General features: G+C 62.6%; 20 protein-coding genes and 4 pseudogenes. 8 read left to right on the top strand and 16 right to left on the bottom strand.

Features of this window, described 5'->3' with window-relative positions:
• Positions 1–13 precede the first annotated feature (13 nt).
• The 6 genes and pseudogenes from ACHMW7_RS16880 to lexA all read left to right on the top strand — a co-directional run bounded on the left by ACHMW7_RS16880 (position 14) and on the right by lexA (position 6,245).
• Complete coding sequence (locus tag ACHMW7_RS16880; protein WP_395446768.1) at positions 14–1,909, top strand: SurA N-terminal domain-containing protein; 1,896 nt, start codon at positions 14–16, stop codon at positions 1,907–1,909.
• Positions 1,906–2,916, top strand: a complete 1,011-nt coding sequence (gene trpD / locus ACHMW7_RS16875) for an anthranilate phosphoribosyltransferase (protein WP_395446767.1) — start codon at positions 1,906–1,908, stop codon at positions 2,914–2,916. The genes ACHMW7_RS16880 and trpD overlap by 4 nt, the downstream gene beginning before the upstream one ends.
• Positions 2,917–2,920: 4 nt before the next feature.
• Positions 2,921–3,733 carry an indole-3-glycerol phosphate synthase TrpC gene (gene trpC / locus ACHMW7_RS16870; protein WP_395446766.1) on the top strand — a complete coding sequence of 271 codons (813 nt, stop codon included), beginning with the start codon at positions 2,921–2,923 and terminating at the stop codon, positions 3,731–3,733.
• Position 3,734: 1 nt separating this feature from the next.
• Entirely contained in the window at positions 3,735–4,217 is a 483-nt protein-coding gene (gene moaC, locus ACHMW7_RS16865; RefSeq protein ID WP_395446765.1) for a cyclic pyranopterin monophosphate synthase MoaC, read from the top strand.
• Positions 4,218–5,423, top strand: a complete 1,206-nt coding sequence (gene glp, locus ACHMW7_RS16860; protein WP_395446764.1) for a gephyrin-like molybdotransferase Glp — start codon at positions 4,218–4,220, stop codon at positions 5,421–5,423.
• A gap of 104 nt (positions 5,424–5,527) precedes the next feature.
• A pseudogene (gene lexA / locus ACHMW7_RS16855) lies at positions 5,528–6,245 on the top strand (transcriptional repressor LexA).
• Between the two features lie 114 nt (positions 6,246–6,359).
• Here the strand turns inward: lexA and ACHMW7_RS16850 are convergent.
• A complete protein-coding gene (locus ACHMW7_RS16850; RefSeq protein ID WP_395446763.1) occupies positions 6,360–8,852 on the bottom strand; it encodes a ComEC/Rec2 family competence protein in 2,493 nt (830 codons plus the stop codon).
• A gap of 102 nt (positions 8,853–8,954) precedes the next feature.
• Between ACHMW7_RS16850 and gltX the strand changes: the two genes are divergently transcribed.
• A complete protein-coding gene (gene gltX / locus ACHMW7_RS16845; RefSeq protein ID WP_395451344.1) occupies positions 8,955–10,382 on the top strand; it encodes a glutamate--tRNA ligase in 1,428 nt (475 codons plus the stop codon).
• Between the two features lie 183 nt (positions 10,383–10,565).
• Positions 10,566–11,855 carry a citrate synthase gene (gene gltA / locus ACHMW7_RS16840; protein WP_115731863.1) on the top strand — a complete coding sequence of 430 codons (1,290 nt, stop codon included), beginning with the start codon at positions 10,566–10,568 and terminating at the stop codon, positions 11,853–11,855.
• A gap of 112 nt (positions 11,856–11,967) precedes the next feature.
• Here the strand turns inward: gltA and lpxB are convergent, their stop codons facing one another.
• From lpxB to ACHMW7_RS16765, 15 genes and pseudogenes are all read right to left on the bottom strand, one after another.
• Positions 11,968–13,131, bottom strand: coding sequence for a lipid-A-disaccharide synthase (gene lpxB, locus ACHMW7_RS16835; protein ID WP_395446762.1), 1,164 nt, complete (start codon positions 13,129–13,131; stop codon positions 11,968–11,970).
• The gene (locus tag ACHMW7_RS16830) at positions 13,128–14,021 is read right to left on the bottom strand and encodes an LpxI family protein (protein ID WP_395446761.1); all 894 of its coding nucleotides are present in this window, start codon (positions 14,019–14,021) and stop codon (positions 13,128–13,130) included. The genes lpxB and ACHMW7_RS16830 overlap by 4 nt, the downstream gene beginning before the upstream one ends.
• Positions 14,008–14,844 carry an acyl-ACP--UDP-N-acetylglucosamine O-acyltransferase gene (lpxA, locus tag ACHMW7_RS16825; RefSeq protein WP_395446760.1) on the bottom strand — a complete coding sequence of 279 codons (837 nt, stop codon included), beginning with the start codon at positions 14,842–14,844 and terminating at the stop codon, positions 14,008–14,010. The genes ACHMW7_RS16830 and lpxA overlap by 14 nt, the downstream gene beginning before the upstream one ends.
• A 12-nt stretch (positions 14,845–14,856) precedes the next feature.
• Positions 14,857–15,321 (bottom strand): 3-hydroxyacyl-ACP dehydratase FabZ, encoded by a 465-nt coding sequence (gene fabZ, locus ACHMW7_RS16820; protein WP_395446759.1) that lies wholly within the window; start codon positions 15,319–15,321, stop codon positions 14,857–14,859.
• Positions 15,314–16,374: pseudogene (lpxD, locus tag ACHMW7_RS16815) on the bottom strand (UDP-3-O-(3-hydroxymyristoyl)glucosamine N-acyltransferase). The gene fabZ and the pseudogene lpxD overlap by 8 nt, the downstream one beginning before the upstream one ends.
• Positions 16,375–16,446: 72 nt before the next feature.
• The gene (bamA, locus tag ACHMW7_RS16810) at positions 16,447–18,813 is read right to left on the bottom strand and encodes an outer membrane protein assembly factor BamA (RefSeq protein ID WP_395446758.1); all 2,367 of its coding nucleotides are present in this window, start codon (positions 18,811–18,813) and stop codon (positions 16,447–16,449) included.
• Between the two features lie 222 nt (positions 18,814–19,035).
• Positions 19,036–20,175 (bottom strand): RIP metalloprotease RseP, encoded by a 1,140-nt coding sequence (gene rseP / locus ACHMW7_RS16805; RefSeq protein WP_395446757.1) that lies wholly within the window; start codon positions 20,173–20,175, stop codon positions 19,036–19,038.
• 82 nt (positions 20,176–20,257) lie between these two features.
• Positions 20,258–21,088, bottom strand: coding sequence for a phosphatidate cytidylyltransferase (locus ACHMW7_RS16800; RefSeq protein ID WP_395446756.1), 831 nt, complete (start codon positions 21,086–21,088; stop codon positions 20,258–20,260).
• Between the two features lie 7 nt (positions 21,089–21,095).
• Entirely contained in the window at positions 21,096–21,815 is a 720-nt protein-coding gene (locus ACHMW7_RS16795) for an isoprenyl transferase (RefSeq protein ID WP_395446755.1), read from the bottom strand.
• Positions 21,816–21,846: 31 nt separating this feature from the next.
• Positions 21,847–22,401 (bottom strand): ribosome recycling factor, encoded by a 555-nt coding sequence (gene frr / locus ACHMW7_RS16790; protein ID WP_395446754.1) that lies wholly within the window; start codon positions 22,399–22,401, stop codon positions 21,847–21,849.
• Between the two features lie 45 nt (positions 22,402–22,446).
• Positions 22,447–23,169 (bottom strand): UMP kinase, encoded by a 723-nt coding sequence (gene pyrH / locus ACHMW7_RS16785; RefSeq protein WP_395446753.1) that lies wholly within the window; start codon positions 23,167–23,169, stop codon positions 22,447–22,449.
• A 110-nt stretch (positions 23,170–23,279) separates the two neighbouring features.
• Positions 23,280–24,200 (bottom strand): translation elongation factor Ts, encoded by a 921-nt coding sequence (tsf, locus tag ACHMW7_RS16780; protein ID WP_395446752.1) that lies wholly within the window; start codon positions 24,198–24,200, stop codon positions 23,280–23,282.
• Positions 24,201–24,317: 117 nt separating this feature from the next.
• On the bottom strand, positions 24,318–25,100 hold the full coding sequence (gene rpsB, locus ACHMW7_RS16775; protein ID WP_184767610.1) for a 30S ribosomal protein S2: 783 nt from the start codon (positions 25,098–25,100) through the stop codon (positions 24,318–24,320).
• 384 nt (positions 25,101–25,484) lie between these two features.
• Positions 25,485–25,757 (bottom strand): annotated as a pseudogene (locus tag ACHMW7_RS16770) (DUF4031 domain-containing protein); the annotation flags it as partial.
• Between the two features lie 9 nt (positions 25,758–25,766).
• Positions 25,767–26,595: pseudogene (locus ACHMW7_RS16765) on the bottom strand (cell envelope integrity EipB family protein).
• Positions 26,596–26,651: the final 56 nt, after the last annotated feature.

Below are 26,651 nucleotides of genomic sequence, written 5' to 3'. Positions count from 1 at the left end.
CGGGATCTGATACATGCTCGAATCGATGCGAAGTGCTGCGGGAACCTGGGTTGCTAAGCTTCTGCTTCTGCTACTCGTCGTCAGCTTCGCGATCTGGGGTATCTCGGGGCAGATGCACAACCAGTTTGGTGGCGACAAGGTGGTCACCGCCGGTGGTACGTCTGTTTCGGGCGTCGAATACCGCCTCGCCTACGACCGTCAGTTGAATGTCATGTCGCAGCAGTTCGGCCAGCGCCTGACCCGTGACCAGGCAAATGCGCTCGGCATCGACAACCAGGTGCTTTCCCAGCTCGTCGCCGGTGCGGTGCTCGACGAGCAGGCGCGCAAGCTCGGCCTTGGCCTGTCCAAGGATCGCCTCGCCGAATTGACCTGGGATGACCCGACCTTCCGCGGTGCCGACGGCAAGTTCGACCGCCAGGCTTTCGAATACATCCTGCGCCAGATCGGCATGCGTCCTGAGGACTACCTGAAGAACCGCGCCCAGGTCGCCGTCCGCCAGCAGATCGTCGAAGCCGTTTCCGATGGCCTCCAGGCACCAGACACCTTCCTGCGGGCCGTCGCGCTTTACCGCGGCGAAGACCGTACCATCGACTATTTGCCGCTGCCCAAGTCGCTGGTCGAGCCGATTGCAGCACCTGCCGACGACGTGCTCAACGCCTGGTTCGAGGAAAACAAGAAGACCTATGCAGCGCCCGAATTCCGCAAGCTGAGCTACGTCAAGCTTGAGCCGGAAGATATCGTCGATCCCGCTTCGATCACCGACGAGCAGGTTCGCCAGGACTACGACAAGAACAAGTCACACTTCACCACTGCCGAAACGCGCAAGATCGACCAGTTGGTCCTCAGCGCCGATGCCGCCAAGGCTGCTGCCGACGCGATCAAGGGCGGTGCTACCTTCGACAAGCTTGTCGCCGACCAGGGCAAGACCGCCGCAGACGTCGCACTTGGCACGCTGGCCAAGGACAAGATCGCCGACAAGGCTGTCGCCGATGCGGCTTTTGCGCTGCAGGCCAATCAGGTCAGCGACGTGGTCCAGGGTTCGTTCGGCCCGGTGCTGGTCCGCGTCAGCGAGATCACGCCCGAGGCGGTGAAGACGTTCGACGAGGTCAAGGACCAGATCCGCAAGGATCTCGCGCTTGCCGAAGCCAACCGCATCCTGCTCGACGTCCATGACCAGTATGAAGACGCCCGCGCCGGCGGCGAGCCGATGAAGGTTGCCGCCGACAAGCTGAAGCTCAAGGTGGTGACGATCGAAGCGATTGACCGCGCCGGCCAGCTGCCGGACGGCACCGTCGTCAACACGTTGCCGGACTCGCGCAACCTGATCCAGGCGGTCTTCGAGGCCGAAGCCGGCATTGAAAACCCGCCGCTCAACGTCGGCACCAACGGCTTCGTGTTCTACGAAGTCGACGAGGTCACGCCGGCCCGCGATCGCACGCTCGACGAGGTGCGCGCAAAGGTCGTGGCCGACTGGACCGCGGCCGAGGCGACCAAGCGCCTGAAGGACAAGGCCAACGAGCTCGAAAAGCGCCTGAAGGACGGCGCGACACTTGAAGTGATCGCTGGCGAACTCAAGCTTGAAAAGCAGACCAAACGCGGCCTGAAGCGTGAAGCCGACGATGCCGATTTCGGCCGCGAGGGTGCTTCCGCCATGTTCGCCATGGGCCAGGGTGGCACCGGCATCATTCCGGCACCGGCCGGCGATGCGCAGATCCTGTTCAAGGTCACGGAAGTGTTCGAGCCTGCCGGCGCGGACAAAAGTGCCATACCCGAGGACGCGCAGAAGTCCTTTGCCTCAGGCATGTCCGACGACCTGCTCGACCAGCTCGTAGCCCAGCTCCAGGGTGAGTATGAGGCAACGATCAACCAGGCGGCGATCACCCGGGCACTTGCGGTGGGAACGCCATGAGCGCACTCAAGCCGCATATCGCCAAGGTCGCATCGGGCACGCCCCTCACCTTCGAGGAGGCGCGCGAGGCTTTCGACATCATCATGTCGGGTGAAGCGACGCCCGGCCAGATCGGCGGCTTCCTGATGGCGTTGCGCGTGCGCGGCGAAACCGTCAGCGAAATCTCCGGCGCGGTCGCCACGATGCGCGACAAGATGCTGCGCGTCGAAGCCCCAGCTGATGCCATCGACATCGTCGGCACTGGCGGCGATGGCTCGCACAGCGTCAACATCTCGACGGCTTCGGCTTTCGTCATTGCAGGCGCCGGTGTACCTGTCGCCAAGCATGGCAATCGCGGCCTGTCTTCGTTGACCGGCGCCGCCGACGTACTGACCGCGCTCGGCGTCAACATCGACCTGTCGCCCGAAGCGATCGGCCGTTGCATCCACGAAGCAGGCGTCGGCTTCATGTTCGCGCCGGCGCATCATCCGGCGATGAAGCATGTCGGTGCGACCCGCGTCGAACTCGGGACCCGTACGATCTTCAACCTGCTCGGACCGCTCTCCAATCCAGCCGGCGTCAATCGCCAGCTGGTCGGCGTGTTTTCGCCTGAATGGGTCGAACCCGTCGCCGAAACGCTGAAGCAACTCGGTGCGCAGCACGTCTGGGTCGTCCATGGCGACGGCTATGACGAGATCACCACGACCGGCGAGACCCACGTCGCGGCACTTGCCAATGGCAGCATCAGCACCTTCACGCTGGCGCCTGAACAGGTCGGCCTGGCACGCCACACGCGCGAAGAACTGCGCGGCGGTGATTCCGCCTACAATGCGGCGGCCCTGCGCGGCGTACTTGAAGGTACCAAGGGAGCCTATCGCGACACGGTGCTGATGAATGCCGGCGCTGGCCTCGTCGTCGCCGACAAGGTCGCGACCATCGGTGAAGGCGTGGCACTTGCAGCCGAGGCGATCGACAGCGGGCGGGCGCTTGGCGTGCTCGATCGCCTGGTCAGCGTTTCGAACGGATAACGACATGGCAGATATCCTGCGCCACATCGAAGCCTACAAGCGCGACGAGATCGCAGCCGCCAAAGCTGCCATGCCGCTCGTCGAGCTCAGGGCACGGGCGCGCGACGCCTCAAAGCCGCGCGGGTTCCTTGCCGCACTCGAAGCCAAGCGCCGCGACAATCGTTTTGGCCTCATCGCCGAGATCAAGAAGGCCAGCCCGTCCAAGGGCCTGATCCGTCCCGATTTCGACCCGCCGGCACTTGCCCGGGCCTATGCCGAAGGTGGTGCTGCCTGCCTGTCGGTGCTGACCGATACGCCGTCCTTCCAGGGCGCTCCTGAATTCCTGAGCGCTGCACGCGACGCTTGCACCCTGCCCGCCTTGCGCAAGGATTTCATGTTCGAGCCCTATCAGGTGCATGAAGCCCGCGCCTGGGGCGCGGACGCCATCCTGATCATCATGGCGAGCGTCAGCGACGACGACGCCAAGCGGCTCGAGGACACGGCCTTCGAGCACGGCATGGACGTGCTCGTCGAGGTTCACGACGAAGAAGAGACGGAGCGTGCGCTCAAGCTCTCTTCCCGCCTGCTGGGCATCAACAACCGCAACCTGCGCAGCTTCGAGGTCAGCCTCGACACCTCGGAGCGCCTTGCGCCCATGGTTCCGGCCGATCGGCTCCTGGTCGGCGAAAGCGGTATCTTCACTCATGCCGATTGCCTCAGGCTGCAAAAATCCGGCATTGGCAGCTTCCTCGTCGGCGAAAGCCTGATGCGGCAGGCCGATGTGGCAGCCGCCACCCGCGTGCTGCTCGACGGCGCCCCCCAAGCCGCAAGCGCCTGACATGGCAACCACACTCACCCATATCGGTGCCCGCGGCGAGGCCAACATGGTCGATGTCGGCGACAAGGCCGAGACCACGCGCACGGCAATCGCCGAAGGCTTTGTCACCATGCGCGCCGAAACCCTGGCGCTGATCCTTTCGGGCAACGCCAAGAAAGGCGACGTGCTTGGCACCGCGCGCATCGCCGGCATCATGGCGGCCAAGCGCACGCATGAGCTTGTGCCGCTCTGCCATCCGATCCTGCTGACCAAGGTTTCGGTCGAGATCGAGCCCGATGAGGCCCTGCCTGGCCTGCGGGTGACCGCCCTTGCGCGCGTCACCGGCAAGACCGGCGTCGAGATGGAGGCGCTGACTGCCGCGTCGGTCGCCTGTCTCACCATCTACGACATGGCCAAGGCCGCCGATCGCGGCATGGTGATCTCCGGCATCAGGCTGGTCGAAAAGACCGGCGGCAAGTCGGGTGACTACAAGGCGACCGAATAGATGGCACTGCTGCCCGTCACCGAGGCCCTGGAGCGCCTGCTTGACGGCGCCGACCCCAGCAGCACGGAGACGGTTGGCCTCCGCGAAGCTTCGGGACGCGTGCTCGCAAGCCCCTTGCATGCGCTGCGCACCCAGCCTCCTTTCGATGCCTCGGCCATGGACGGATATGCGGTGCGTTTCGCCGACATTGCGTCGCTTCCGGCACGGCTGAAGGTTGTCGGTGAGGCCCCTGCGGGCAAGCAGTTCAGCGGAACCGTAATGCATAACGAGACGGTGCGCATTTTCACCGGCGCACCGGTGCCCCTGGGTGCCGATACCGTCATCATCCAGGAAAACGTCCGCGACCTTGGAAATGGTGAGGTCGAGATACGCGAACCGGCGGTACTTGGCCGAAACATCCGCGCCAAGGGTCTCGATTTCAAGCAGGGTGACCTCATCTTGGACGCCGGCCGCGTGCTCGACCCTGCAGCCCTGTCGCTCATCGCTGCCGCCAATCACCCTGAAATGTCGGTGATCCGCGCGCCACTGGTGGCCATCATCGCCACCGGCGACGAGCTCTTGCCGCCAGGCAGCAACCCGGGACCCGACCAGATCATCGCTTCCAATGCCTACGGTGTCGCCGCAATCGCCCAGTCGGTTGGCGCGCGCGTGCTCGACCTCGGCATCGCCGCCGACCGCACCGAAGCAATCTCAGCGCTTGTCACCAAGGCGCTCGATGCCGAGGCCGACGTGATCGTGACGCTCGGCGGCGCCTCCGTCGGCGACCACGATCTCGTCCACCACGTCTTGACCGACCTGGGCATGGATCTCGACTTCTGGAAGATCGCCATGCGCCCCGGCAAGCCGTTGATGTTCGGCCGCCTCGGCAAGACCCGCTGCATCGGCCTGCCCGGCAATCCGGTCGCCAGTCTGATCTGCTCGCACATCTTCCTGAAGCCCTTGCTGGCAAGGCTTGGGGGGCGACCCTATGCGCCCGACATTCGCAACGGCATCCTCGACACGGCGATGGCTGCCAACGACCTGCGCCAAGATTTTGTTCGCGCTATTGCGCGCGAGACTGCAGATGGCCTGATCGTCACGCCCTACACGGTTCAGGATTCGTCGATGCTCCGCACGCTCGCCGAGGCCAATTGCGCCCTCATGCGCGAACCCTTCGCACCGGCAGCGGAATCTGGCAGTGCCTGCCATGTGATGATGCTGCGTTAGAAGAAGCATCAGCCCTTCATGAAATATAAACAGTTGCAGAACACAACTGGAACAGATAGTGTTTGTTCTGGGTTTGTTTTTCTTCTGATTCCTCGGGGGTGGCGATGCTGACGCGCAAACAACACGAGCTTTTGCTGTTCATCCACGAGCGACTGAAGGAGGCCGGCATTCCACCGTCCTTCGACGAAATGAAGGAAGCGCTCGACCTCGCCTCCAAATCCGGTATCCATCGTCTGATCACGGCACTTGAGGAGCGTGGCTTCATCCGGCGCTTGCCCAACCGGGCGCGGGCGCTTGAAGTGTTGCGCCTGCCCAATTCGATCGCGCCTGGGCTGAACGCGGCGCGGAAATTCTCGCCCAGCGTCATCGAGGGCAGTCTTGGCCGCAAGCCCGAGCCATCGCGCTCGATGTCGGCCGGCAATGACGACGACGCCGGTTCGGCGATCACCATTCCGGTGATGGGACGTATCGCTGCCGGCGTGCCGATCGACGCCATCCAGCACAAGACGCATTCGATCGCCGTCCCGCCTGACATGATCATGGGCGGCGAGCACTATGCGCTCGAGGTCAAGGGCGAACTCGATGATCGAGGCCGGTATTTTTGACGGCGACACTGTCGTCATTCGCAGCTCGACCACCGCCAATCCCGGCGAGATCATCGTCGCGCTTGTCGACGACGAAGAGGCAACACTCAAGCGCTTCCGCCGCAAGGGCGCCTCAATCGCGCTCGAGGCTGCCAATCCTGCCTATGAGACCCGCATTTTTGGACCTGATCGGGTCAAGGTTCAGGGCAAGCTGGTCGGGCTGATCCGTCGCTACTGATTTTCCGGACCTTATGAGCACAGGCAAAAGCGTGTCGGTAGCTCCTCACGCTGGCCCACTTTGGCTGTGTGCGACCTGCGCGGATCCGCATCCTGGCTATGATGCCCATCCAGGCTATTTGTCCGGCTGTGCGGCTGGCAGCGGTTTTGTTCGTTTGTCAGCGCGCTTGTAAGGCGGCAGGCCCCTCGCCTCGCGGGAGAATTCGCGCTGCACATGCCAGGGCCGGTATGGTTCGGCCACGGCGTGGCGGATTTCGACCTTGCGGCCTCCGGACGCTGTCGCCGGCGTGATGAATATTGCCGCACTGCCAAGGCGCGCCAGCTCGCGCTTGGTAAGGACGATTGGTGTCACGTTGGGGCAGACGTCCCTTGCCGTGGCATCGTCCACTACGATGAGGTCGGCGCTTTCGCAGGCGCGCCTGGCGGCTGCGGCGTTCGCCGCATGGGCAATCCGCGCGCCCACCGGCTCTTGAACAGTGCACAGCCCATTGCCGCAAACGAAGGAAGCTGCGTCAGAGACATTTGCGTCGCCGGCTGCTTGTCTATGGGTCGGGTCGGGTGAGTTTCCAGCGCCAGCGGTGCCACTCGCGGGCATGTCTGCCGGGCCGACAACCGTTGCAGAAACCAACGCACGCTGCCAGTTGTCGATGGTGAACTGGTTCGGCCGGGCGCGATTGATGACCAGCTTGTCGTCTCCGATCGGCACGCCCACCAGGCGGCCGTCTTCCGAGACGAGAACGTCGGGCGTTTCCGTTTCCACAACCGTCAGCAGTCCGAGAGCTGCGCAGGGCAGTGCCGCGGCGCGCAGCCAGGTCGTTGCCGTCGACGCAATGACGAGTGCGGCGGTAAGCGACAGCACCGCATAAGGCGACACCAGGCCAACCGCATCGACCGGCGAGCGCGCCGAGAACCAAATGGCGACGCTAATCATGGCCTTCAGGCCGACGCCCATTGTGTCGAGGAAGACGCCGTCGAGGCCGAAAGGCATGAAGATGCCTGCCATAACGGCAAACGGCATCACCAGAACTGAAACAAACGGCATCACGGCCAGATTGGCGAACAGGCTGAGCGGCGAGACGCGTTGAAAATGCCAGGCGCCGAACACGCTGGTCGCCAGTCCGGCAATGACCGAGGTCGCAGCAAGCCCGACGGCAACCGTGACAAGCCAGCGCCAGATCTTCGACGGCAGTGATCTTTGGCCGACCGGCGGCGCTTGCGCCTCCCGCCTGTCGGACCACCAGGCATAAGCGCCGACAAGGGCGGCCGTGGCGGCGAAAGACATCTGGAAGCTGGGCCCGACGACCTCATGGGGAGAAATCAGGATGACGACGATCGCCGAGATCGCCAGATTGCGCATGGTGAGGGCGGCGCGGTCGAACAGCACCGCGGTCAGCATCACCGCCAGCATGATGAAACTGCGCTGTGCCGCGACCTCGGCACCGGAAATGAACAGATAGCCGCCGGTCGAGACCAGGGCCACGCCTGCCGCATATTTCTTTACCGGCCACCGTGAGCTGAAGCTGGGAAAGGCCGCGAAGGCAAGCCGCATCAGCAGCATCACAGTACCCGCGACCATCGCCATATGTAGGCCGGAGATCGAAATGATGTGGTAGAGACCGGTACGCCGCAGCGCCTCGTTGACATCCTCAGGGATGCCGCCACGCACGCCGACGACCAGGGCCGCAGCGATCTCGCCTTCGGCGCCGCCGATCCGGTCGCGGATACGCTGGGCAATCTTTTCACGCACGTTCTCTACCCAAGCAAAAGCACGATCGCTGGCCGACTGTGGCCGCGTGGTAGCAGCGAGTTCCGGCCCCTTCATGAAAAAGCCGCTGGCGCCGATGCCATCGAAATAGCTTTCGAAGGAAAAGTCGTAGCTGCCCGGCCGCACCGGCCCGGACGGCGGCATGAGGCGGACATAACCCGTCACCGCAGACCCCGCCAGAATGTCTTCTGGGACCTTGCGCGCGGTGAGCCGCACACGCTGCGGGGCATAACGCAATACAGGGCGCGCGGTCGCCAGAACGTCGAGCGTCAGCCGCATCCGCCCTTTGTCCAGATGATCGATCGCAACGACGCGCCCGGTAAGAGCCGTCGATATTTCGCCGCCCAGCATCTTCGTCCCCATGCGCCCCGTTTCGAACTTTGCCACGACCATACCGAGCATGCAGGCGGCGAATGAGGCGAGCGCGTAGTGCACGAGCCGTTGCCTGCGCGTGAAGAAGGCGAGAATGGCCAGAAGCACAAACGCCGCGACGAATGGCGCGAGATCCGGCTCGGCTGGAAGCGCAAAATACACCAGCGCGCCAAACGCCAGAAAAACCGGCAGCAGCAGGAACGCTACACCGCGGTCGAGTTCCAGTTCGATCGCAGCCAGTGCAGATCGCGCGTTGATCTGCTGGCCGGCCAACCACATGGACCCTCGTCGCAGCCAGGACGAGTGCTGTGGCAGCATCTGCAGTTTGCCGGCGGCAAAAGTGGCACCCGTGTCAGGCGCCGCTGGCTGTGCCCACGCAGCAGACATAGCTGAAGCGGCCAGCAAGTCGCGCTCGCTGGCCTCGACCACCGGATTGTTACCGGCTTGCCCCTCCCGCACGCGGTCGCCCATCGGGCCTGCCTCTTGCGCCCCAGACCTTCTATGCTACATCAACCGCACACAAACGCCATGCGCCGCCGGCTTTCGGCCAAACGCGCCATGCCTCCCTTGGAAATCGCCATGCCTGTCGTCACCCGCTTCGCCCCCTCGCCCACCGGCTATCTGCACATTGGTGGCGCGCGCACCGCTTTGTTCAACTGGCTCTATTCCCGCCACACCGGCGGCACCATGCTGCTGCGTATCGAAGACACCGACCGCGAGCGCTCGACCGATGCGGCAACAGCCGCAATCCTAGAGGGCCTCACCTGGCTCGGCCTGACCTGGGAAGGCGAGCCGATCTCGCAGTTCGGGCGCGCCCCGCGCCACCGCGAGGTCGCCGAAGAGCTCGTGCGCCTGGGCAAGGCCTACTACTGCTACGCCTCGCAGGAAGAACTGACGGAGATGCGCGAGAAGGCACGCGCCGAGGGCCGGCCGCCGCGCTATGACGGCCGCTGGCGCGACCGCGACCCTTCCGAGGCACCTGCGGGCGTCAAACCGGTCATCCGCATCAAGGCGCCGCAGGACGGCGAAACGCTGGTGCACGACCGCGTCCAGGGCGACGTGCGCTTTCCCAACAAGGATCTCGACGATTTCATCATCCTGCGCTCGGACGGCGTGCCGACCTACATGCACGCGGTCGTTGTCGACGATCACGACATGGGCGTCACCCACATCATCCGTGGCGACGACCATCTGACGAACGCCGCGCGCCAGACGGTGATCTATGTTGCCATGGGCTGGGACGTGCCTGTCATGGCGCATATCCCGCTGATCCACGGTGCCGACGGTGCCAAGCTTTCCAAGCGCCATGGCGCGCTCGGCGTCGATGCCTATCGCGCCATGGGCTACCTCTCGGAGGCGCTGCTCGACTATCTCGCCCGTCTCGGCTGGAGCCATGGCGACGACGAGGTGATGAGCATCGACGACATGATCGGCTGGTTCGAGATCGAAGACGTCAACAAGGGTGCCGCCCGCTTCGACTTCGCCAAGCTCGAGGCACTGAATGGCGTCCATATGCGCCAGATGGACGACCAGAAGCTGTTCGACATCTTCGTGGCCACCTTGCCCTACCTGCCCGGCGGCGATGCCATCCTCGGCGGGCTCGACGACACGCGCAAGGCCCAGCTGCTTGCCGCCATGCCCGGCCTCAAGGAGCGCGCCAAGACGCTGATCGAACTGGCTGACGGCGCTGGTTTCCTGTTTGCCCAGCGCCCGCTGCCGCTCGACGAAAAGGCAGTCGGCCTGCTTGCCGGTCCGGCCAAGGACATCCTGAAGGGTGCGCATGCAGCCCTTGCGACGGTTGCCGCCGGCGACTGGACGGCAGCCAACGCGGAAGGCGCGATCCGCGAGTTTGCCGGCCGCGAAAACGTGAAATTGGGTGGCGTGGCGCAGCCCTTGCGTGCCGCCCTGACGGGCAAGAGCACCTCTCCCGGGGTGTTCGACGTGCTTGCCGTTCTGGGGCGCGACGAAAGTCTAGCCCGCATTTTTGATCAAATCGATTAGGTCAGCAGTGCTTTCCTAGTTTTGCATTGAAATGAGGCTGTTGCGGTGCAACATTGCGGCAACAGGTCAATTTGAAGCAGCGGGAAAGCTGGGAAGCGAGTTCAAGCGTTCCGGGCCTAATGGGTTGCCTTGTTATGACGATTGCGCCGCGCAAGGCGGCAACTCAGCACTAAGGAGTATGCGATGACTGATTCGACCGCCAAACTGGAGTTCCGCGGCCAGACCCACGAGTTCAAGGTCCGCGGCGGAACGGTCGGACCGGATGTGATCGACATCGCATCGCTCTACGCCACGACGGGCGCCTTCACCTACGACCCGGGCTTCACCTCAACGGCAAGCTGCGAATCGGAAATCACCTTCATCGACGGCGACGCCGGTGTCTTGCTGCACCGCGGCTATCCGATCGACCAGCTCGCCGAACACGGCGACTTCCTCGAGGTCTGCTACCTCTTGCTCTACGGCGAACTGCCGACCAAGGCGCAGAAGGACGACTTCGACTACCGCATCACGCGCCACACCATGGTGCATGAGCAGATGTCGCGCTTCTTCACCGGATTCCGCCGCGACGCGCACCCGATGGCGGTGATGTGCGGCGTGGTCGGCGCGCTGTCGGCCTTCTATCACGACTCGACCGACATTTCGGATCCGCATCAGCGCATGGTCGCCTCGATCCGCTTGATCGCCAAGATGCCGACGATCGCAGCGATGGCCTACAAGTACCATATCGGCCAGCCCTTCATTTACCCCAAGAACGAGTTGAACTTCGCGGCCAACTTCCTGCACATGTGCTTTGCCGTGCCGTGCGAGGAATACAAGGTCAACCCGGTGCTGGCCCGCGCCATGGAGCGCATCTTCATCCTGCACGCCGACCACGAGCAGAACGCCTCGACCTCGACCGTGCGTCTCGCCGGCTCGTCGGGCGCCAATCCGTTCGCCTGCATCGCCGCCGGCATCGCCTGCCTGTGGGGGCCCGCACATGGCGGCGCCAATGAAGCGGCGCTCAACATGCTGTCCGAGATCGGCCATGTCGACCGCATTCCCGAGTTCGTCGCCCGCGCCAAGGACAAGAACGACCCGTTCCGCCTGATGGGCTTCGGTCACCGCGTCTACAAGAACTACGACCCGCGCGCCAAGATCATGCAGAAGACCACGCATGAGGTTCTGGGCGAACTCGGCATCAAGGACGATCCGATGCTGGACGTCGCGATGGAGCTTGAGCGCATCGCTTTGACCGACGAGTATTTCATCGAAAAGAAGCTCTACCCGAACATCGATTTCTACTCCGGCATCACGCTCAAGGCTCTGGGCTTCCCCACCACCATGTTCACCGTGCTGTTCGCGCTTGCCCGCACCGTCGGCTGGATCGCGCAGTGGAAGGAAATGATCGAGGATCCGCGCCAGAAGATCGGCCGCCCGCGCCAGCTCTATACCGGCGCCACCGAACGCGACTACGTTCCGATCGCCAAGCGCTAAGCCTTAGGGCGTATCGCGCGTCCAGCTGGACGCGCAACCGGCACCGGAAACCGTTTGAAACTGCGAAACGACTTGAAAAACGCCTGCCAAGCTCATGCCTGGCAGGCGTTTTTCATTTCACGATGTGTTTGAGAACTGCTTCGGCGGCAATCTCGCCGGACGGCCGATCAGTCGCCATGCGTCGGACAATTTCGGCGAAGCCGTCCTTCTGCCAGCGCCGGAGGCCGCCGTCTTCGAACAGGCCCTCGACATAACGCGCCATCCATTGCGGGCGCACATACTGGTTGTAACTTTCCTGCACGACGGGGCGGTCCGCGATCAGGTTGGGCAACGCAGCGCTCCAAACAGTAACCAGGCTCTGGATCATGCGCGCCAAAGTGTCGAGTTTGTAGGACGACAGCATCGGCACGCCGGAAAGAGCGAGTTCCAGCGACACCGTTCCCGACGCGATCAGGGCCGCGTCGGCTTCGCCGAACGCCTGCCATTTGTGCTGAGGATCGAGGATGATCTCGGGCTTTTGCGGCCAAGCAGAGACAGCCTCCTCGGTCAGGCTGGCGACATGCGGCACAGTCGGCAAAAGCAGGCGCAAACGATGGCCACGCGCGCGCAGGATCGAAACAGTCTCGCCGAACGGACCAATCAGGCTACGCACTTCGGAGCGGCGCGAGCCGGGCAACAGCAGCAGCGTCTTTTCGCGGTCGGGCGCCAGCGCGCCCTTGCCTTCCTGCATGGCTGCCGCGACGGCGACGCCGGGGTCATTTACCAGCCTGTGGCCGACAAAGGTGCCATGCGGGCCGCCCAGGCGCGCCAGTTCGGCCGGCTCGAACGGCAAGATGCAGAGCACCTCGTCGACATGCGGCTTCATCGCCTTGGCCCGCCCCGGCCGCCAGGCCCAGACGCTCGGGCAGATGTAGTGGACGATGGGAACCGTCGGATCGAGCGCCCTCACCTTCTTGGCAACGCGCAGCGAAAAGTCCGGACTGTCGATGGTTACAAGGCAATCGGGCTTCCCTGCCGCGACGAAGCGCGCCGTCTGGCCGATCCGCCTGATCAGGCGTGGCAGGTCACGGACGATAGCCGTCACCCCCATCAGCGCGATCTCACCAGCATCGAACAGCGGCGAAAGGCCGAGCTCCTGCAGGTGACGGCCGCCAGTGCCAACAAGCCTGACCTCGCGCCCGCTCATGCGCTGCAGCGCCTGGACGAGGTCAGCGCCCAACAAATCGCCAGACTCTTCGCCGGCGACAATGGCAATCTTGAGCGGCGGCAGGGTCATTCTTTGTCTCCCTCGCCAGACAGGCCGATGACGAACAGGCCGAGCTTGTCGGCGCGTTCGATCACCTCACCATAATCGAGCACCAGCGAGCGCCCGGCCTCGACACCAATGCCGGCGAGCCCGGCTGCATGGGCCGCGTCGACCGTTGCCGGACCGATGGTCGGCAAATCGGCGCGCAACTCCTGGTTCGGCTTGGCGCATTTTACCAGAACGCCGCGCTTGCGACCGGCGATGCGGCCGTTGTTGCGCAACTCGCGCACACGGTCGAGCAGAAGGTCGGTGCCCTCGATGCCTTCAAGAGCAATGGCGCGCCCGCCAACGGCGACGGCGGCTTGTCCTACATCCAGTGCGCCGATCGTCCGGGCAGCTTCGAGCCCGGCATTGAGGTCAGCCCAATCGCCGGCCTGAGGCGCGTTCGCGCCCATACGCCCTTCAACGGCCAAGAGGTCCGGCACGATCTGGTGCGCTCCCACGACCTTGATGCCGTAATCCTCGAACGTATTGACAAGGATGCGCAGAAGACCGTCGTCGCCGCGTGCCAGCGCGGACACCGCGCGCGGCAGAATGCGCAGAAGCGCAAGGCTCGGCCGTATTGCCCGCCACATCGGCCGCCGGCTGACCCCGCCGGCCAACACCACATGCGTGACGCGTTGTCGCTTCAGAATCGGCAAAAGCGAAGCGAACTGCTCGATCGCAATCGTCTTGCCCGCGTAGCCTTCCAGGCTTGTGCCGGGATCGGCTTCACCCTCGAGAAGCACAACAAAAGGCGGATGGCCCGCTTGGGCCAAGCTGTCGGCGACATTGACCGGGAGCCGACCGCTGCCTGCGACGACAGCAACCCGGTCGGTCGCGGAAAGGTTGATCCTCTTTCCGCCCTCAGCCTTCGTCATCGGCGGCGTCTTCGGCGACGGCGTTTCTTAGCGGCGGAACGGTGAAATGGCGCTTGCCGCGTGCCTGGATGAAATCCAGGACGTCACGCACGATGGGCGAACTGGCAAATTCGTGTTCGACAAGCGGGATGCTCTCAGCCACCGAGCGGGTGGGATCGAAGATCATCTTGTAGGCCTTGCGCAAGGCGAAAATTTCGGCGCGCGGCAGGCCGGAGCGCCGCATACCGATGACATTGAGCCCGCGCAGGCGTGCGCGGTTGCCCATCACCATGCCATAGGGGATGACATCGCCGTCGATGATGGCACCGCCGCCGGCAAAGGCATGGTGACCGATGCGCGTCATCTGGTGGACGGCACATAGTCCACCAAGGGTGACATTGTTGCCGACCTCGACATGGCCGCCGAGCGTCGCGACATTGGCCATGGTGACGTTGTCGCCGACGATGCAGTCATGCGCGATATGCGCGTAGGCCAGGAACAGGCCGTTGTCGCCGACAGTGGTCGTACCACGGCTGGTGTCGGTGCCGACATGCATGGTCACGCCTTCGCGGATCGTGCAGTTCTTGCCGACGACAAGCGTGGTGCGACCACCCTTGTGCTTGTTGTTCTGCGGCGCAGCACCCAGCGTTGCTTGCGGGAAGACCTTGCAGCCTTCGCCCAGCGTGGTTGCGCCCATGATTGCGACATGGCTCATCAGCTCGACGCGATCGCCGATGACGGCGTCGGCACTGACGTGGCAAAACGGCCCGATGCGAACGCCGGAGCCCAGTTTTGCGCCTGCCTCAACAACGGCGGCAGGATGAATGAAGGTTTCAGTCTGCATGAATCTTCTAGCTTATTCCTTGGGCACCATCATCGCCGCGACTTCGGCTTCCGCGACGACGGCACCGTCGACACGCGCATGACAGGCAAATTTCAGAATGTTGCCGCGCTTCTTGATCTTCTTGACGTGGATCCTGAGTTGATCACCCGGCACGACCGGCTTGCGGAACTTGGCACCGTCAACAGTCATCAGATAGACCAGCGAAGGGGTTTCGTCGATCACCAGGCGCAAGCAGATGGCCCCTGCTGTCTGAGCCATCGCTTCGATGATCAGCACACCAGGCATCACAGGATGGCTAGGGAAATGTCCTTGAAAGTGCGGTTCATTGACGGTGACGTTCTTGATACCGACGGCTGAATCATCGCCGTCAATGTCAACGATGCGATCGATCAGCAGAAACGGGTAACGGTGCGGAAGGATATTGAAAAGGCCCTGGATGTCGATGGTTTCGAGCGTCTTGGTTGCCTGGTCAGTCATTGCTCCCACCCTCCTTTGGTTTTCCCATGGCCAACTTTCTGATCAATGCGAACTCGCGCATTGCCAATTTCATCGGTTTCGCAGGAATGCCTGCCCAAACTTCGCCCGCAGGCACGTCATGCATGAGGCCGCTACGTGCAGCCAACTGTGCCCCCGAGCCGATGGTCAGGTGATCGGCCAGGCCGACACCTCCGCCCATCATGACGTTATCGCCGACAACGACGGAGCCCGAAATACCCGAAAGGCCTGCGATAACGCAATTGCGTCCAATGCGCACGTTGTGGGCGATCTGGACGAGATTGTCGATCTTGGTGTTTTCACCAATGACGGTATCCGACATTGCGCCACGATCGACAGTCGAATTGGCACCGATCTCGACATTGTCCTGGATGATGACGCGGCCGATCTGCGGGATGCGTTCGGGCCCGCGTGCACCGCCGGCAAACCCGAAACCATCCTGGCCGATACGGGCGCCTGCGTGAATGATGACGCCATTGCCGATCAGCGCATACTGGATCGAACAATGCGGACCAAGGTAACAATCACGGCCAACCTGCGAGGATTTGCCGATCACCGCGTTGGCCGCGACCACGGTGCCGCTGCCTACAGCCGCGTGTGGGCCGACGACCGCGCCGGCCTCGATGGTAGCTCCAACCTCGACATGGGCAGTGGGGTCAATGTGGGCGAATGGGGAAATGCCGAGACTCACCGGTAACGCCGACCGGACGCTCGGCGTCGGGATAAAGCAGCCGCCCGATGCGGGCGAAGGCCTGTTGTGGCCGGGGCGTGACGAGAACGGCGATACCGCCTGGAACAAGGCCAGCGACATCAGGCGTGCAAAGCACGGCCGCCGCATGCAGTGCCTTCAGCGGTGCTGCGTTGCGCTTGCCGTCGACAAACACCAAAGCGCCATCGCCACCGCTGCTGGCCGCAGCGATGGTCGAAATAGAGATTTCAGAGTGTTTTGAGTTCGACAAGCGCAGCGCCGGTAAGGCCGGCCACCTCGCCCACCGTATAGCGGCGTGACGGCACAAAAAATACCGGATCCGTCATGAAATGCTGTTCCAGCCAAGCCGGGCAACCGTCTTCCGGGCCACGATGGCCCGGAAGTATCGTTCCGCGCAATTAGAAGCGGGTCGAAATGCCGAAGTTGAATTCCTGCGTATCGTCGCCTTCCTGCTTCTGAACAGGCATCGCATAGTCGATGCGCAGCGGGCCGAACGGCGAAGCCCAGAGCAGTCCGACACCAACCGAGGCACGCAGTTCCATATCAGTCGATGTCCCGAAGTTCACACCGCTGACCTTGCTGCCATAGAGCGTCGCAGCGTCTGCGAAGACCGCTCCGCGAAGGCCGAAGCTTTCCGGAACCACCGGGATCGGGAACTGCGCTTCAGCCGAAGCATTGAAGTACGTGGTACCACCAAGGTGCTCACCGGTAGCGGTGTCCCTCGGTCCAATGCCGTTATACTTGAAGCCGCGGATCATGCGGTCGTTGCTCTTGAACTGGTCGAACACGCGCAGGCCATCGTCGCCGAAGCCCTGAATGTGCCCACCGCCGGCCGACACAAGGCCAACGATATCAAGCTCTTCCGACAAAGTCTGATAGTAGCTTGCACGGCCAGTGAACTTGACGAACTTTGCGTCACCGCCGAGGCCGGCAACTTCGGTCGTGAAGTTGGCATAGATACCGTTATGCGGGCTCTTCATGTCGTCGATGGTGTTGTAGACCAGCGTGCCGCTGACCGACGACTTGATCCACGGGCTGTCCTTGACGCCATTGACGATTGCCTGAGAGACACTGCAACCGGGGTTCGGGATGCCGTCGCCGTTGCTGTCGCAATCCTTGGAAAGATTATATTCTTCCTGCGAGATGTTGTAGGCCAGCTGCGTCGAGATGTTGTTGGTGATCGGCAGGCCGAAACGGATCGTGCCGCCGGTCACATCGCTATCATAGTTGTCATACTTGCGGGTCTGACGGAACACGTCGAAGCCTGCAGCGATACGGCGACCGAGGAAGTAAGGCTCGGTGAACGAGAAGCTGTAGTCGCGCGAGTTCTTGCCGCCGCCGGCCGAGAACTTGATGAACTGGCCGCGGCCGAGGAAGTTGCGCTCCGTGATCGAGCCTTCCACCGACGGACCGGCATTGTCGCCACCGGTCGAGTAACCGGCGCCGATCGAGAACTCACCGGTCGACTTCTCGACCAGATCAACAACCAGCACAACCTGATCGGGCTGCGAACCGGGAGCGGTCGAAACCTCGACCTTTTCAAAGAAGTTCAGTGCTTCAAGACGCTTCTTGGCGCGCTGGATCAGCACCTGGTTGAAGGCATCGCCTTCGCTGACGTCGAATTCGCGACGGATCACAAAGTCACGGGTGCGCTCGTTGCCGCGGATTTCGATGCGTTCGACATAGGCCTTGGCGCCCTGATCGACCGTATAGGCGACCGAAATGGTGCGGGTCTCGAAATTGCGGTCGCCGCGTGGCGTCACCTTGGCGAAGGCATAACCAGCGCCGGCAACGTTTTCGGTGATCGCGATGATCGAGTCTTCGACGTCCTTGGCGTTGTAGACGTCGCCCTTGCGGGTCTCGACCAGACGCTGGAGGCTGGCGCCATCGACTTCAGGAATGCTGCTCTCAACCGTCACATCGCCGAACGTATAACGCTGACCTTCGTCAACGGTGATCGTGATGGTGTACTGGTTGGTCGCCTCGTCGAGTTCGCCAAAGGCGGAAACGACCTGGAAGTCGGCATAGCCGTGATTGAAGTAGAAGCGACGCAGTGCCTCTTCGTCGGCACGCAGGCGGTCTTCATCATAGATGTCGTCGCGCAGCATGAACGACAGGAACGACGAGCGCTTGGTCGAAATGATGTCAGCGAGGCGGCGATCGCCATAGGCATCGTTGCCGACAAAATTGATCGCAGCGATCTTGGTACGGCCACCTTCGTTGATCTCGAACACCACGTTGACGCGGTTTTCGCCAAGGTCGATGACCTTGGTGCCGACGGTGACGTCGTCACGACCGACGCGCTTGTAAGCTTCCTTGATCGACTGGGCATCAGAATCAAGCGTCGCCTGCGAGAACGCGCCGCGCGGCTTGAGCTGGACCGCGCCACCGAGTGCCGCGTCCTTGAGCTTCTTGTTGCCCTGGAACAGCACGTTGTTGACGACCTGGTATTCGGAAACCTGAACAACCAGCGTCGAGCCGACCTGGTTGATCCGAACGTCGGAGAACAGGCCGCTGCCGAACAGCGCCTTCACCGCATCGTCGATATCGGAATTCGAGAACGACTTGCCGGGCTTGATGGTGATGTAGTTGCGAACGGTGTCCGCATCGACGCGCTGATTGCCGCGCACTTCGACCCGGTTGACCACCGCCGCCTGTGCGGCGGAAACGGCAACAAACTGAACCGCCACTGCGCCTGGAATGGCCAGAGCGGCGGATAGAGCCACCGCGGACGCGGCGCTCGCAAACTTATATGCTGCCTTCATAGTCGGCCTTTACAACCTTTTCTCGAAGTCCCCACGGCGAGAAAACCGGACGTCGCGGTAATTTTCTCGTACCGTAATAACCGGATTTTCCCTACACGCAAGGCTTCTGGTTAATTTGCGCTTACTTCCCCAGCGAGCGTGACTTTCGCGTCACGCATACTGCCCCAGATGGTAAACGCGCCCTCAACGAACCCCTTGCCGGTCCTAAAATTCTTCATGATTTCAGCAGCCAAACAGGTCGTTCCAGAAAACGAAGCCCATAAATGCCAGCACGAGAATCATCCCCACACGATATACAGCCTCCATCGCCCGCTCGGAAACAGGGCGCCTGATGACAGCTTCAACTGCATAGAACGCCAAGTGGCCGCCGTCGAGTGGAGGAATCGGCAGAAGGTTCAGAAAACCGATGCCGACCGACAAAAGTGCCACCAATTGTACCAACCAGACAAAGCCCAGTTGTGCCGCCTTGCCCGCCATGTCGGCAATCTTGACCGGGCCACCGAGCTGGCACTTGTCTTCGCGACCAACAACGAATCGCTTCAGGAACTGGCCAGTGCGCTCGATGATGTGACCGGTTTCCGAGACGGCCTGCACAAAGGCGCCTCCGGGGCTGTAGCTGATCAGCCTGGGTTGCCCCAGTTCCTCATTGTTGACGACGCCGATGACGGCAACCTTGACCGAATTGCCGAGCGCGTCCTTCTGCTCCATCATTTCAGGAGTAGCGGTAACCGTGACTTCCTTGCCGTCGCGCATCATCACAAAGGTGATCGGATCACCGCCACGGCCCGAGACGAAGCGCTGCACGTCGGAAAAGGTTTCGACCTGTTGGCCGTCGACGCTGACGAATCGGTCGCCGGGCTGGATGCCGGCGTTCGCGGCCGGGCTTGCGGCGCGCACTTCGGCGACCGTCGGCTCCATGACGTAGCGGCCATAGGCCGAAAACAGCACAGTGAAGACAGCGATCGTCAGCAGGAAATTGAACAAAGGCCCCGCAAACACCGTTGCGGCCCGTTTCCAGACCGGTTGGGTATGAAAGGCAACCTTGCGCTCAGCCGGGCTGAGATTGTCGCCCTCGCCGCCCTCCGGCTTGCTGGTGACGCTCATGTCGCCAACGAACTTGACGTAGCCGCCCAGGGGGATGGCGCACAGCTTCCAGCGCGTGCCGCGGCGGTCGTTGAAGCCGAGGAGTTCTGGGCCGAAGCCGATCGAAAAGGCCTTCACGCCGATGCCGCACCAGCGCCCGACAAGGTAGTGGCCCATCTCGTGCACGAACACCACGACGGTGAGCACGAACAGGAACGGCACGATGGTGCCGATCAGGAGACCATCCGTAGTCAGGAACGCGGGAAGATACTCGCTCAAATCAAGCCCTCAACCAGATACCATGGCGCCCCAACTGAGGCACCGCGCCTTGTCCGAGGCTTACGCCTCGCGCTTCAGGCGCTCAGGCCGGAAACAATCCCTGCGCCGGATGGTCGGCAGAGCCGGACATCCAGCCGATGACGTATAGGGCAAATGCTGCCGCGACAAGCCCATCGACCCGGTCCATCACGCCGCCATGGCCGGGAATCAACGTGCCCGAATCCTTGTAACCATGCCGGCGCTTGACCCATGATTCGAACAGGTCGCCGGCCTGCGAGATCACCGAGAGCAGCAAGGCAACCAGTGCCAGAATGAGCAGATTGCCGGTGCCGGCAACACTGGCAAGCACAAGCCCTGCCACGACGCCGCCGATGGCACCACCAACCGCACCACTGCGTGTCTTGCCTGGGGAAATGGCCGGCGCGAGCTTGGGCCCGCCAACCTTGCGGCCGACGAAATAGGCGAAGATGTCGGTCGCCCAGACAACGGCGAACAAAAACAGGATGGCGATCAGCCCGGACGTCTCGTTGCCGCGCAGCAGGGCAAGGGACAGGCCAGAGAGCGCGGCGTAGCCGAATCCGGCTGCTTCCCATGCGCCTGCTCCGCGCAGCTTCCCAAGCCCCCACAGAACCAGCGTGAACACGGCTGCCAAGCCGATCAGCGCAATCGCGGGCACGCCCGCGACCAAGGCTCCGGCAAACATCAGGATCAGCACCTCAGGCAACATGTTGAGGTTGCCGCCGGCCCAGCCTATTTCACTGTTTGGCCGCGACATCCGCGACCACTCATAGAATATGGCAAGGGCAATCGCCGCCGAGAGTGTGCGGAACGGCAAGCCGCCAAACCAGGTGATCAACAGCACGACGGCCGCCAGCACGATCGCCGAAATTGTCCGAAGCTGCAGATTGCTCATGGTTCGGTCACGACGCGACGTCGCGTGCGGCCAGCCCGCCGAATCGGCGTTCGCGGCCGGTATATTCGCGCAAGGCTTCCGACAGATGTTCGCGGGTGAAATCCGGCCAATAGCAAGGCTGGAAAATCAGTTCGCTGTAGGCCGACTGCCAAGGCAGGAAGTTGGACAGGCGAATTTCGCCGCTGGTGCGGATGACCAGATCGGGATCGGGAATGCCCGACGTGTCGAGCTCTTCGGCAAACAGCTCCGGCGTGATCTGTTCGCTGGCGAGCTCGCCGCGCTTGACCGCTTCCGCCAGCCGGCGTGCCGCACGCGCGATCTCGTCGCGCCCGCCATAGTTGAACGCAATGACCAGCGTCAGCGCATCATTGCCTGATGTCAGCGTTTCGGCTTCTTCGAGCAGGCTGCGGATATCCGGCTGCAGCGTCGCCCTGTCGCCGATGATCTGCACGCGCACGCCGCTGTTGTGGAGCTCGGCGAGATCGCGGCGAATGAAGATCTTGAGCAACCCCATGAGGTCGGTGACCTCGGACTTGGGCCGTGACCAGTTCTCCGAAGAGAACGCATAGACAGTCAGCCAGGAAATGCCAAGGTCGGCTGCCGCACGAACGGTCCGGCGCAGCGCTTCAACGCCGGCCCGATGCCCCGCAACGCGCGGCAGGCCGCGGGCTTTTGCCCAGCGACCGTTGCCGTCCATGATGATCGCGACATGCGCGGGCGTAGTCATCCGTTCGCTTTCGGGCCAGCCATTGGCCGCCTTAGACTTGCATGATCTCGGCTTCTTTGGTCGCAAGCAAGCTGTCGACCTGACTGATCGTGTCGTCGGTCAGCTTCTGCACCTTGTCGGACTGCACGCGATAATCGTCCTGGCTGATATCGCCGTCCTTTTCAGCCTTCTTGAGCGCATCCATGCCGTCGCGGCGCACGTGACGGGTCGCCACCTTGGCGTTTTCGGCATAGGTGTGGGCGATCTTGACCAGTTCCTTGCGGCGCTGCTCGTTGAGCTCCGGCAGCGGAATGCGCAAGTTGGTGCCGTCGACGATCGGGTTGAAGCCCAGATTGGATTCGCGGATGGCCCGATCGACAGCGCCAACCATCGACTTGTCCCAGACCGACACCGAGATCATGCGCGGTTCAGGTACCGACACCGTCGCGACCTGGTTGAGCGGCATCGAGGAGCCGTAGGCCTGGACGTTGATCGGGTCGAGAAGGTTGCTCGAAGCACGGCCGGTGCGGAGCGAGGCGAGATCGCTCTTGAACGCATTGATGGCGCCTTCCATGCGCCGCTGAAGATCGTTGTAGTCCGAGCTCATCAAAGCCTCCTAGGCCCCGAAAGCTCGGGGCCATCGTTCCAATTGTCAGGCGTCCGCAACAACCGTGCAGCGTCCGCCGCCTCTCAATATTTCGCCGAAACCGCCTTTTTCATGGATCGAATAGACGATTATCGGAATGTTGTTTTCGCGCGCAAGAGCAATCGCGGCCGTATCCATGATCGACAGGCCTTTTGTGATGACTTCGGCATGCGTAATGCGCTCGAAGCGCGTCGCCTCGGGATCCTTTTTCGGATCGGCCGAGTAGACACCGTCGACCTGGGTACCCTTGAACAGCGCATCGGCACCAATCTCGGCAGCGCGCAAAGCGGCGGCCGAATCGGTGGTAAAGAACGGATTGCCGGTGCCACCGGCGAAGATCACGACCTTGCCCGCATCCATGTAGGCAGTCGCCTGGCGCTGCGAGAAGCTTTCGCAAAGCTCCGGCATGGCGATGGCGGATAGCACCACGGCATCGACGCCGAGCTTGACCAGCGAGGTGCGCAGCGCCAGCGAATTGATGACGGTGGCGAGCATGCCCATGTGGTCGCCGGTGACCCGGTCGCCGCCCTTGGAGGCAACGGCCACGCCACGGAAGATATTGCCGCCGCCGATGACCACGCCGACCTCGACGCCGAGTGACCTTGCTTCAGCAATGTCCGAGGCAATGCGGTCGACAACCGACACATCGATGCCAAAATGCTGCTCGCCCATCAGGGCTTCACCCGACGCCTTAAGCAGAACACGCCGGTAGAGCGGCTTGGCGGTCATGAGTTCCTCACGGCTGTTGAAAGATCGCAGTTCCGATACACGAAGGGCGCCGCGATGTCACGCGGCGCCCTTCGGCTTTCCTCAGGAAGCGCTTGATGCAGCGCTACTTTTTAGCCCTTAACGGCGGCGGCAACTTCAGCTGCGAAGTCGCTCTCTTCCTTCTCGATGCCTTCACCGAGCGCGAAGCGGATGTAGCCGGTGATCTTGGCCGGCGCGCCGATCTGCTTTTCAGCATCCTTGAGCGCTGCCTCGACCGTCAGGTCGGGGTTGAGCACGAAAGCCTGCTTGAGCAGCACGACTTCCTCGTAGAACTTGCGCATGCGGCCTTCGACCATCTTTTCGATGATGTTTTCCGGCTTGCCGGACTGGCGAGCCTGGTCAGCGAAGATCGACTTTTCACGCTCGACAGCCGAAGCGTCGACTTCGTCGGGCGTCAGCGCCAGCGGGTTGGTCGCTGCAACATGCATGGCGACCTGACGCGCAAAGGCGCGAGCCGCATCGTGGTTGCCGGCGGTCTCGATCGCGACCAGCACGCCGAGCTTGCCGAGGTTGTCGGCAACAGCGTTGTGGACATAGGTCGCAACGACGCCTTCAGAAACCGAAAGCTTGGCCGAACGGCGGAAGCTCATGTTCTCGCCGATCGTGCCGACGGCATCCTTGATGGTGTCGGCGACGGTCTTGTCGGAGCCCGGATACTTCGCAGCAGCAACCGCGTCGGTATCGCCATAAGCGAGAGCAACCTTGGCGACGTTGGAAACGATTTCCTGGAAGGCCGCGTTGCGGGCAACGAAGTCGGTCTCCGAATTGACTTCGACGACGACGGCTTCGCGCACGCCGGCATCGACGCCGACAAGGCCCTCGGCCGCGGTGCGGCTGGCCTTCTTGTCGGCCTTAGAGATGCCCTTCTTGCGTAGCCAGTCGACCGCAGCTTCCATGTCGCCGCCGGTCTCGGTGAGAGCCGCCTTGCAATCCATCATGCCCGCGCCGCTAAGCTCGCGGAGTTCTTTAACCTGTGCTGCCGAAATGCTCATTGTGGCCTCTTTGCTTCAAAATGCGTGAACGCACCACCGAGGGTTCGATGATGCGCCGACGCCGGCGCTAGCTGCGCCCAATCCTGAAAAGGAAGGCCGGTTGCCCGGCCTTCGCGATTACGCCTGGGGCGTTTCGGTCGTCGGAGCCGCGTCGAGCGCAGGCTCAACCGGAACTTCGGCCGACGCGCCGATGTCGACACCGAGTGCGCCCTGCTGGCGGGCGATGCCGTCGATCGCAGCCTTGGCAACCAGATCGCAATAGAGCTGGATGGCGCGGGCAGCGTCGTCATTGCCGGGGATCGGGAAGTCGATCTTGTCCGGGTCGCAGTTGGAGTCGATGATCGCAACGACCGGAATGCCAAGACGCTTGGCTTCCTGGATGGCGATCGCTTCCTTGTTGGTGTCGATGACGAACATCAGGTCCGGCGTCGAGCCCATGTCCTTGATGCCGCCAAGAGCCTTGTCCAGCTTCTCGCGCTCGCGCTCGAGGTTCAGGCGCTCCTTCTTGGTGAAGCCGTGGGCTTCGCCAGCGAGCAGTTCATCGAGCTTGCGCAGGCGCTGGATCGAGTTCGAGATCGTCTTCCAGTTGGTCAGCATGCCGCCGAGCCAACGCGAGTTGACGTAATACTGAGCCGAGCGCTGTGCAGCGTCAGCAACGATATCCGAAGCCTGACGCTTGGTGCCGACGAAGAGAACACGGCCGCCGCGCGAAACGGTGTCCGATATCTGCTTCAGCGCCTGGTGCAGCAGCGGCACGGTCTGGCTGAGGTCGATGATGTGGATGTTGTTGCGGGCGCCATAGATGTAAGGCGCCATCTTCGGGTTCCAGCGGTGGGTCTGGTGGCCGAAGTGAGAGCCAGCTTCAAGAAGCTGGCGCATGCTGAAATCAGGCAGTGCCATCGTTATGTCCTTTTCCGGTTAGCCTCCACGGACCATGACGCTTTTCGCTGAAATGCTCGAAACGCCACCGGGGGGTCTCAGCCGGATTTCTCCCGGTCAGAAACCAAAGTCCGTGTGTGGAATGGGGCGGCATATAGACGGATTGCCTGGCGAGCGCAACCCCGCAACCGGGTCAACATCAGCGGAAACCAAGGCTTTGTGCGGCTCGGGGCGAACGCAAAGGCGCCATGACGGCTTGGCCCACGCCTCTTACGTTCAGAAGGCAGACTCCGATGCACCGACCGATTCTCTGGCCGATGCACCGAAATGCGCTCAGCTGCCGGCCGCCCAACGGGACATGCCAGGCTCCTCTTGCCTTGCCTCTTCTTCCATCGGCTTGGGCTCGCGACGCTTGAAGTTGCGCACCCGCACGCGGCGAAACACCGCCACGATCTCGTCGCGGCTGCATTCGATCGCCCCCAGACGCACGGCGCGATCGCGCTCGAAACCGGTGATGTCGTAGTGCGGTGCCGAGGTCTTGGGTGGTCCCTGGTAGGACGAACGCTTCAGCCCGAGCTCGGCGGCAAAACGATGCAACTGGTCGGTGTCGTCGGCAAGCAGATGGCACCAGCGATGGCCCACCCACTTCCAGATTGCCGCGTCGACATAGACCGCCACGATGCCAGCTTACGGCTTGCAATCGCCTTGCGGCGCAGGAAACAGCGAAAGATTGACGAGCTTGCCGGTCATCGAGAAGTCGCCATAGTCCATCACCAGATCGCGCGTCAGGCCGTTTTCGTGCAGCTTGAAGCTGATGCGGTATTCCGGCACTTCCTCGCCGCCGCCCTTGCTTTCGTCGAAATAGGCGATGTCGACCGGCCAGTATTTGTCCTTGGCAAGAACTCGCGAGCGCGGGACGCTCCGGATCGGTTTCGGGCGCCTCGCTCTTCTTGCCGACGATGACGGTGGTGGTCATCACCTTGTCGGCGTCCTCCGAGCCATCGAACAGGCTGGTTTCATAGAAGGTCTCGCCCTTCTCGGCCTTGTCGATCAATTCGACCAGATGCTGGGTCGGGAACTGGGTCTTGGCGAGGTCGACCGAACCTGCCGCCGGCTTTTCCAGCGCAACCTTGAGCCCGTTCGCCTCACGCGTCGCCGTGCCCTTGACCTCGCGATCGAGATTTTGGTCGACAAAGGATTTTGTGACGAAAGAAAAGGTCTTGCCCTCGCCGTCCTCGAAGGTGGTCGTCTGCTGATCGGTCAGCCGCGTGTTCTCGTTGGTCGCGATCTGGGTCACGAAGCGGAACTTGACCGTGTAGCCCTCGCAAGCGGAGCCATTGAACTCGTAGACCATACGACCGGAAAGACCTGTGATCCCCGAACGGTCCGAAGCCTGGTCGAGCACCAGATCGTAGACGGCGCGATGCGGTGCGAGCACCGGTGCAGCAAAGGCCGGCGCCAGGGGCAACGCCGAGATGGACAGGGTAGCAAGAAGGACAAGGCGCGTTGCGCGCATACACTGGCTCCGATCGGCGCGGCCGTGACAGGCCGCCTTGAATGATGGTCCACCTT

This window comes from Aminobacter sp. UC22_36, from assembly GCF_044056035.1.
GTDB lineage: Bacteria > Pseudomonadota > Alphaproteobacteria > Rhizobiales > Rhizobiaceae > Aminobacter.
Note: the sequence above shows the minus strand (reverse complement) of the source record. Positions and strands in the feature narration are given on the sequence as shown.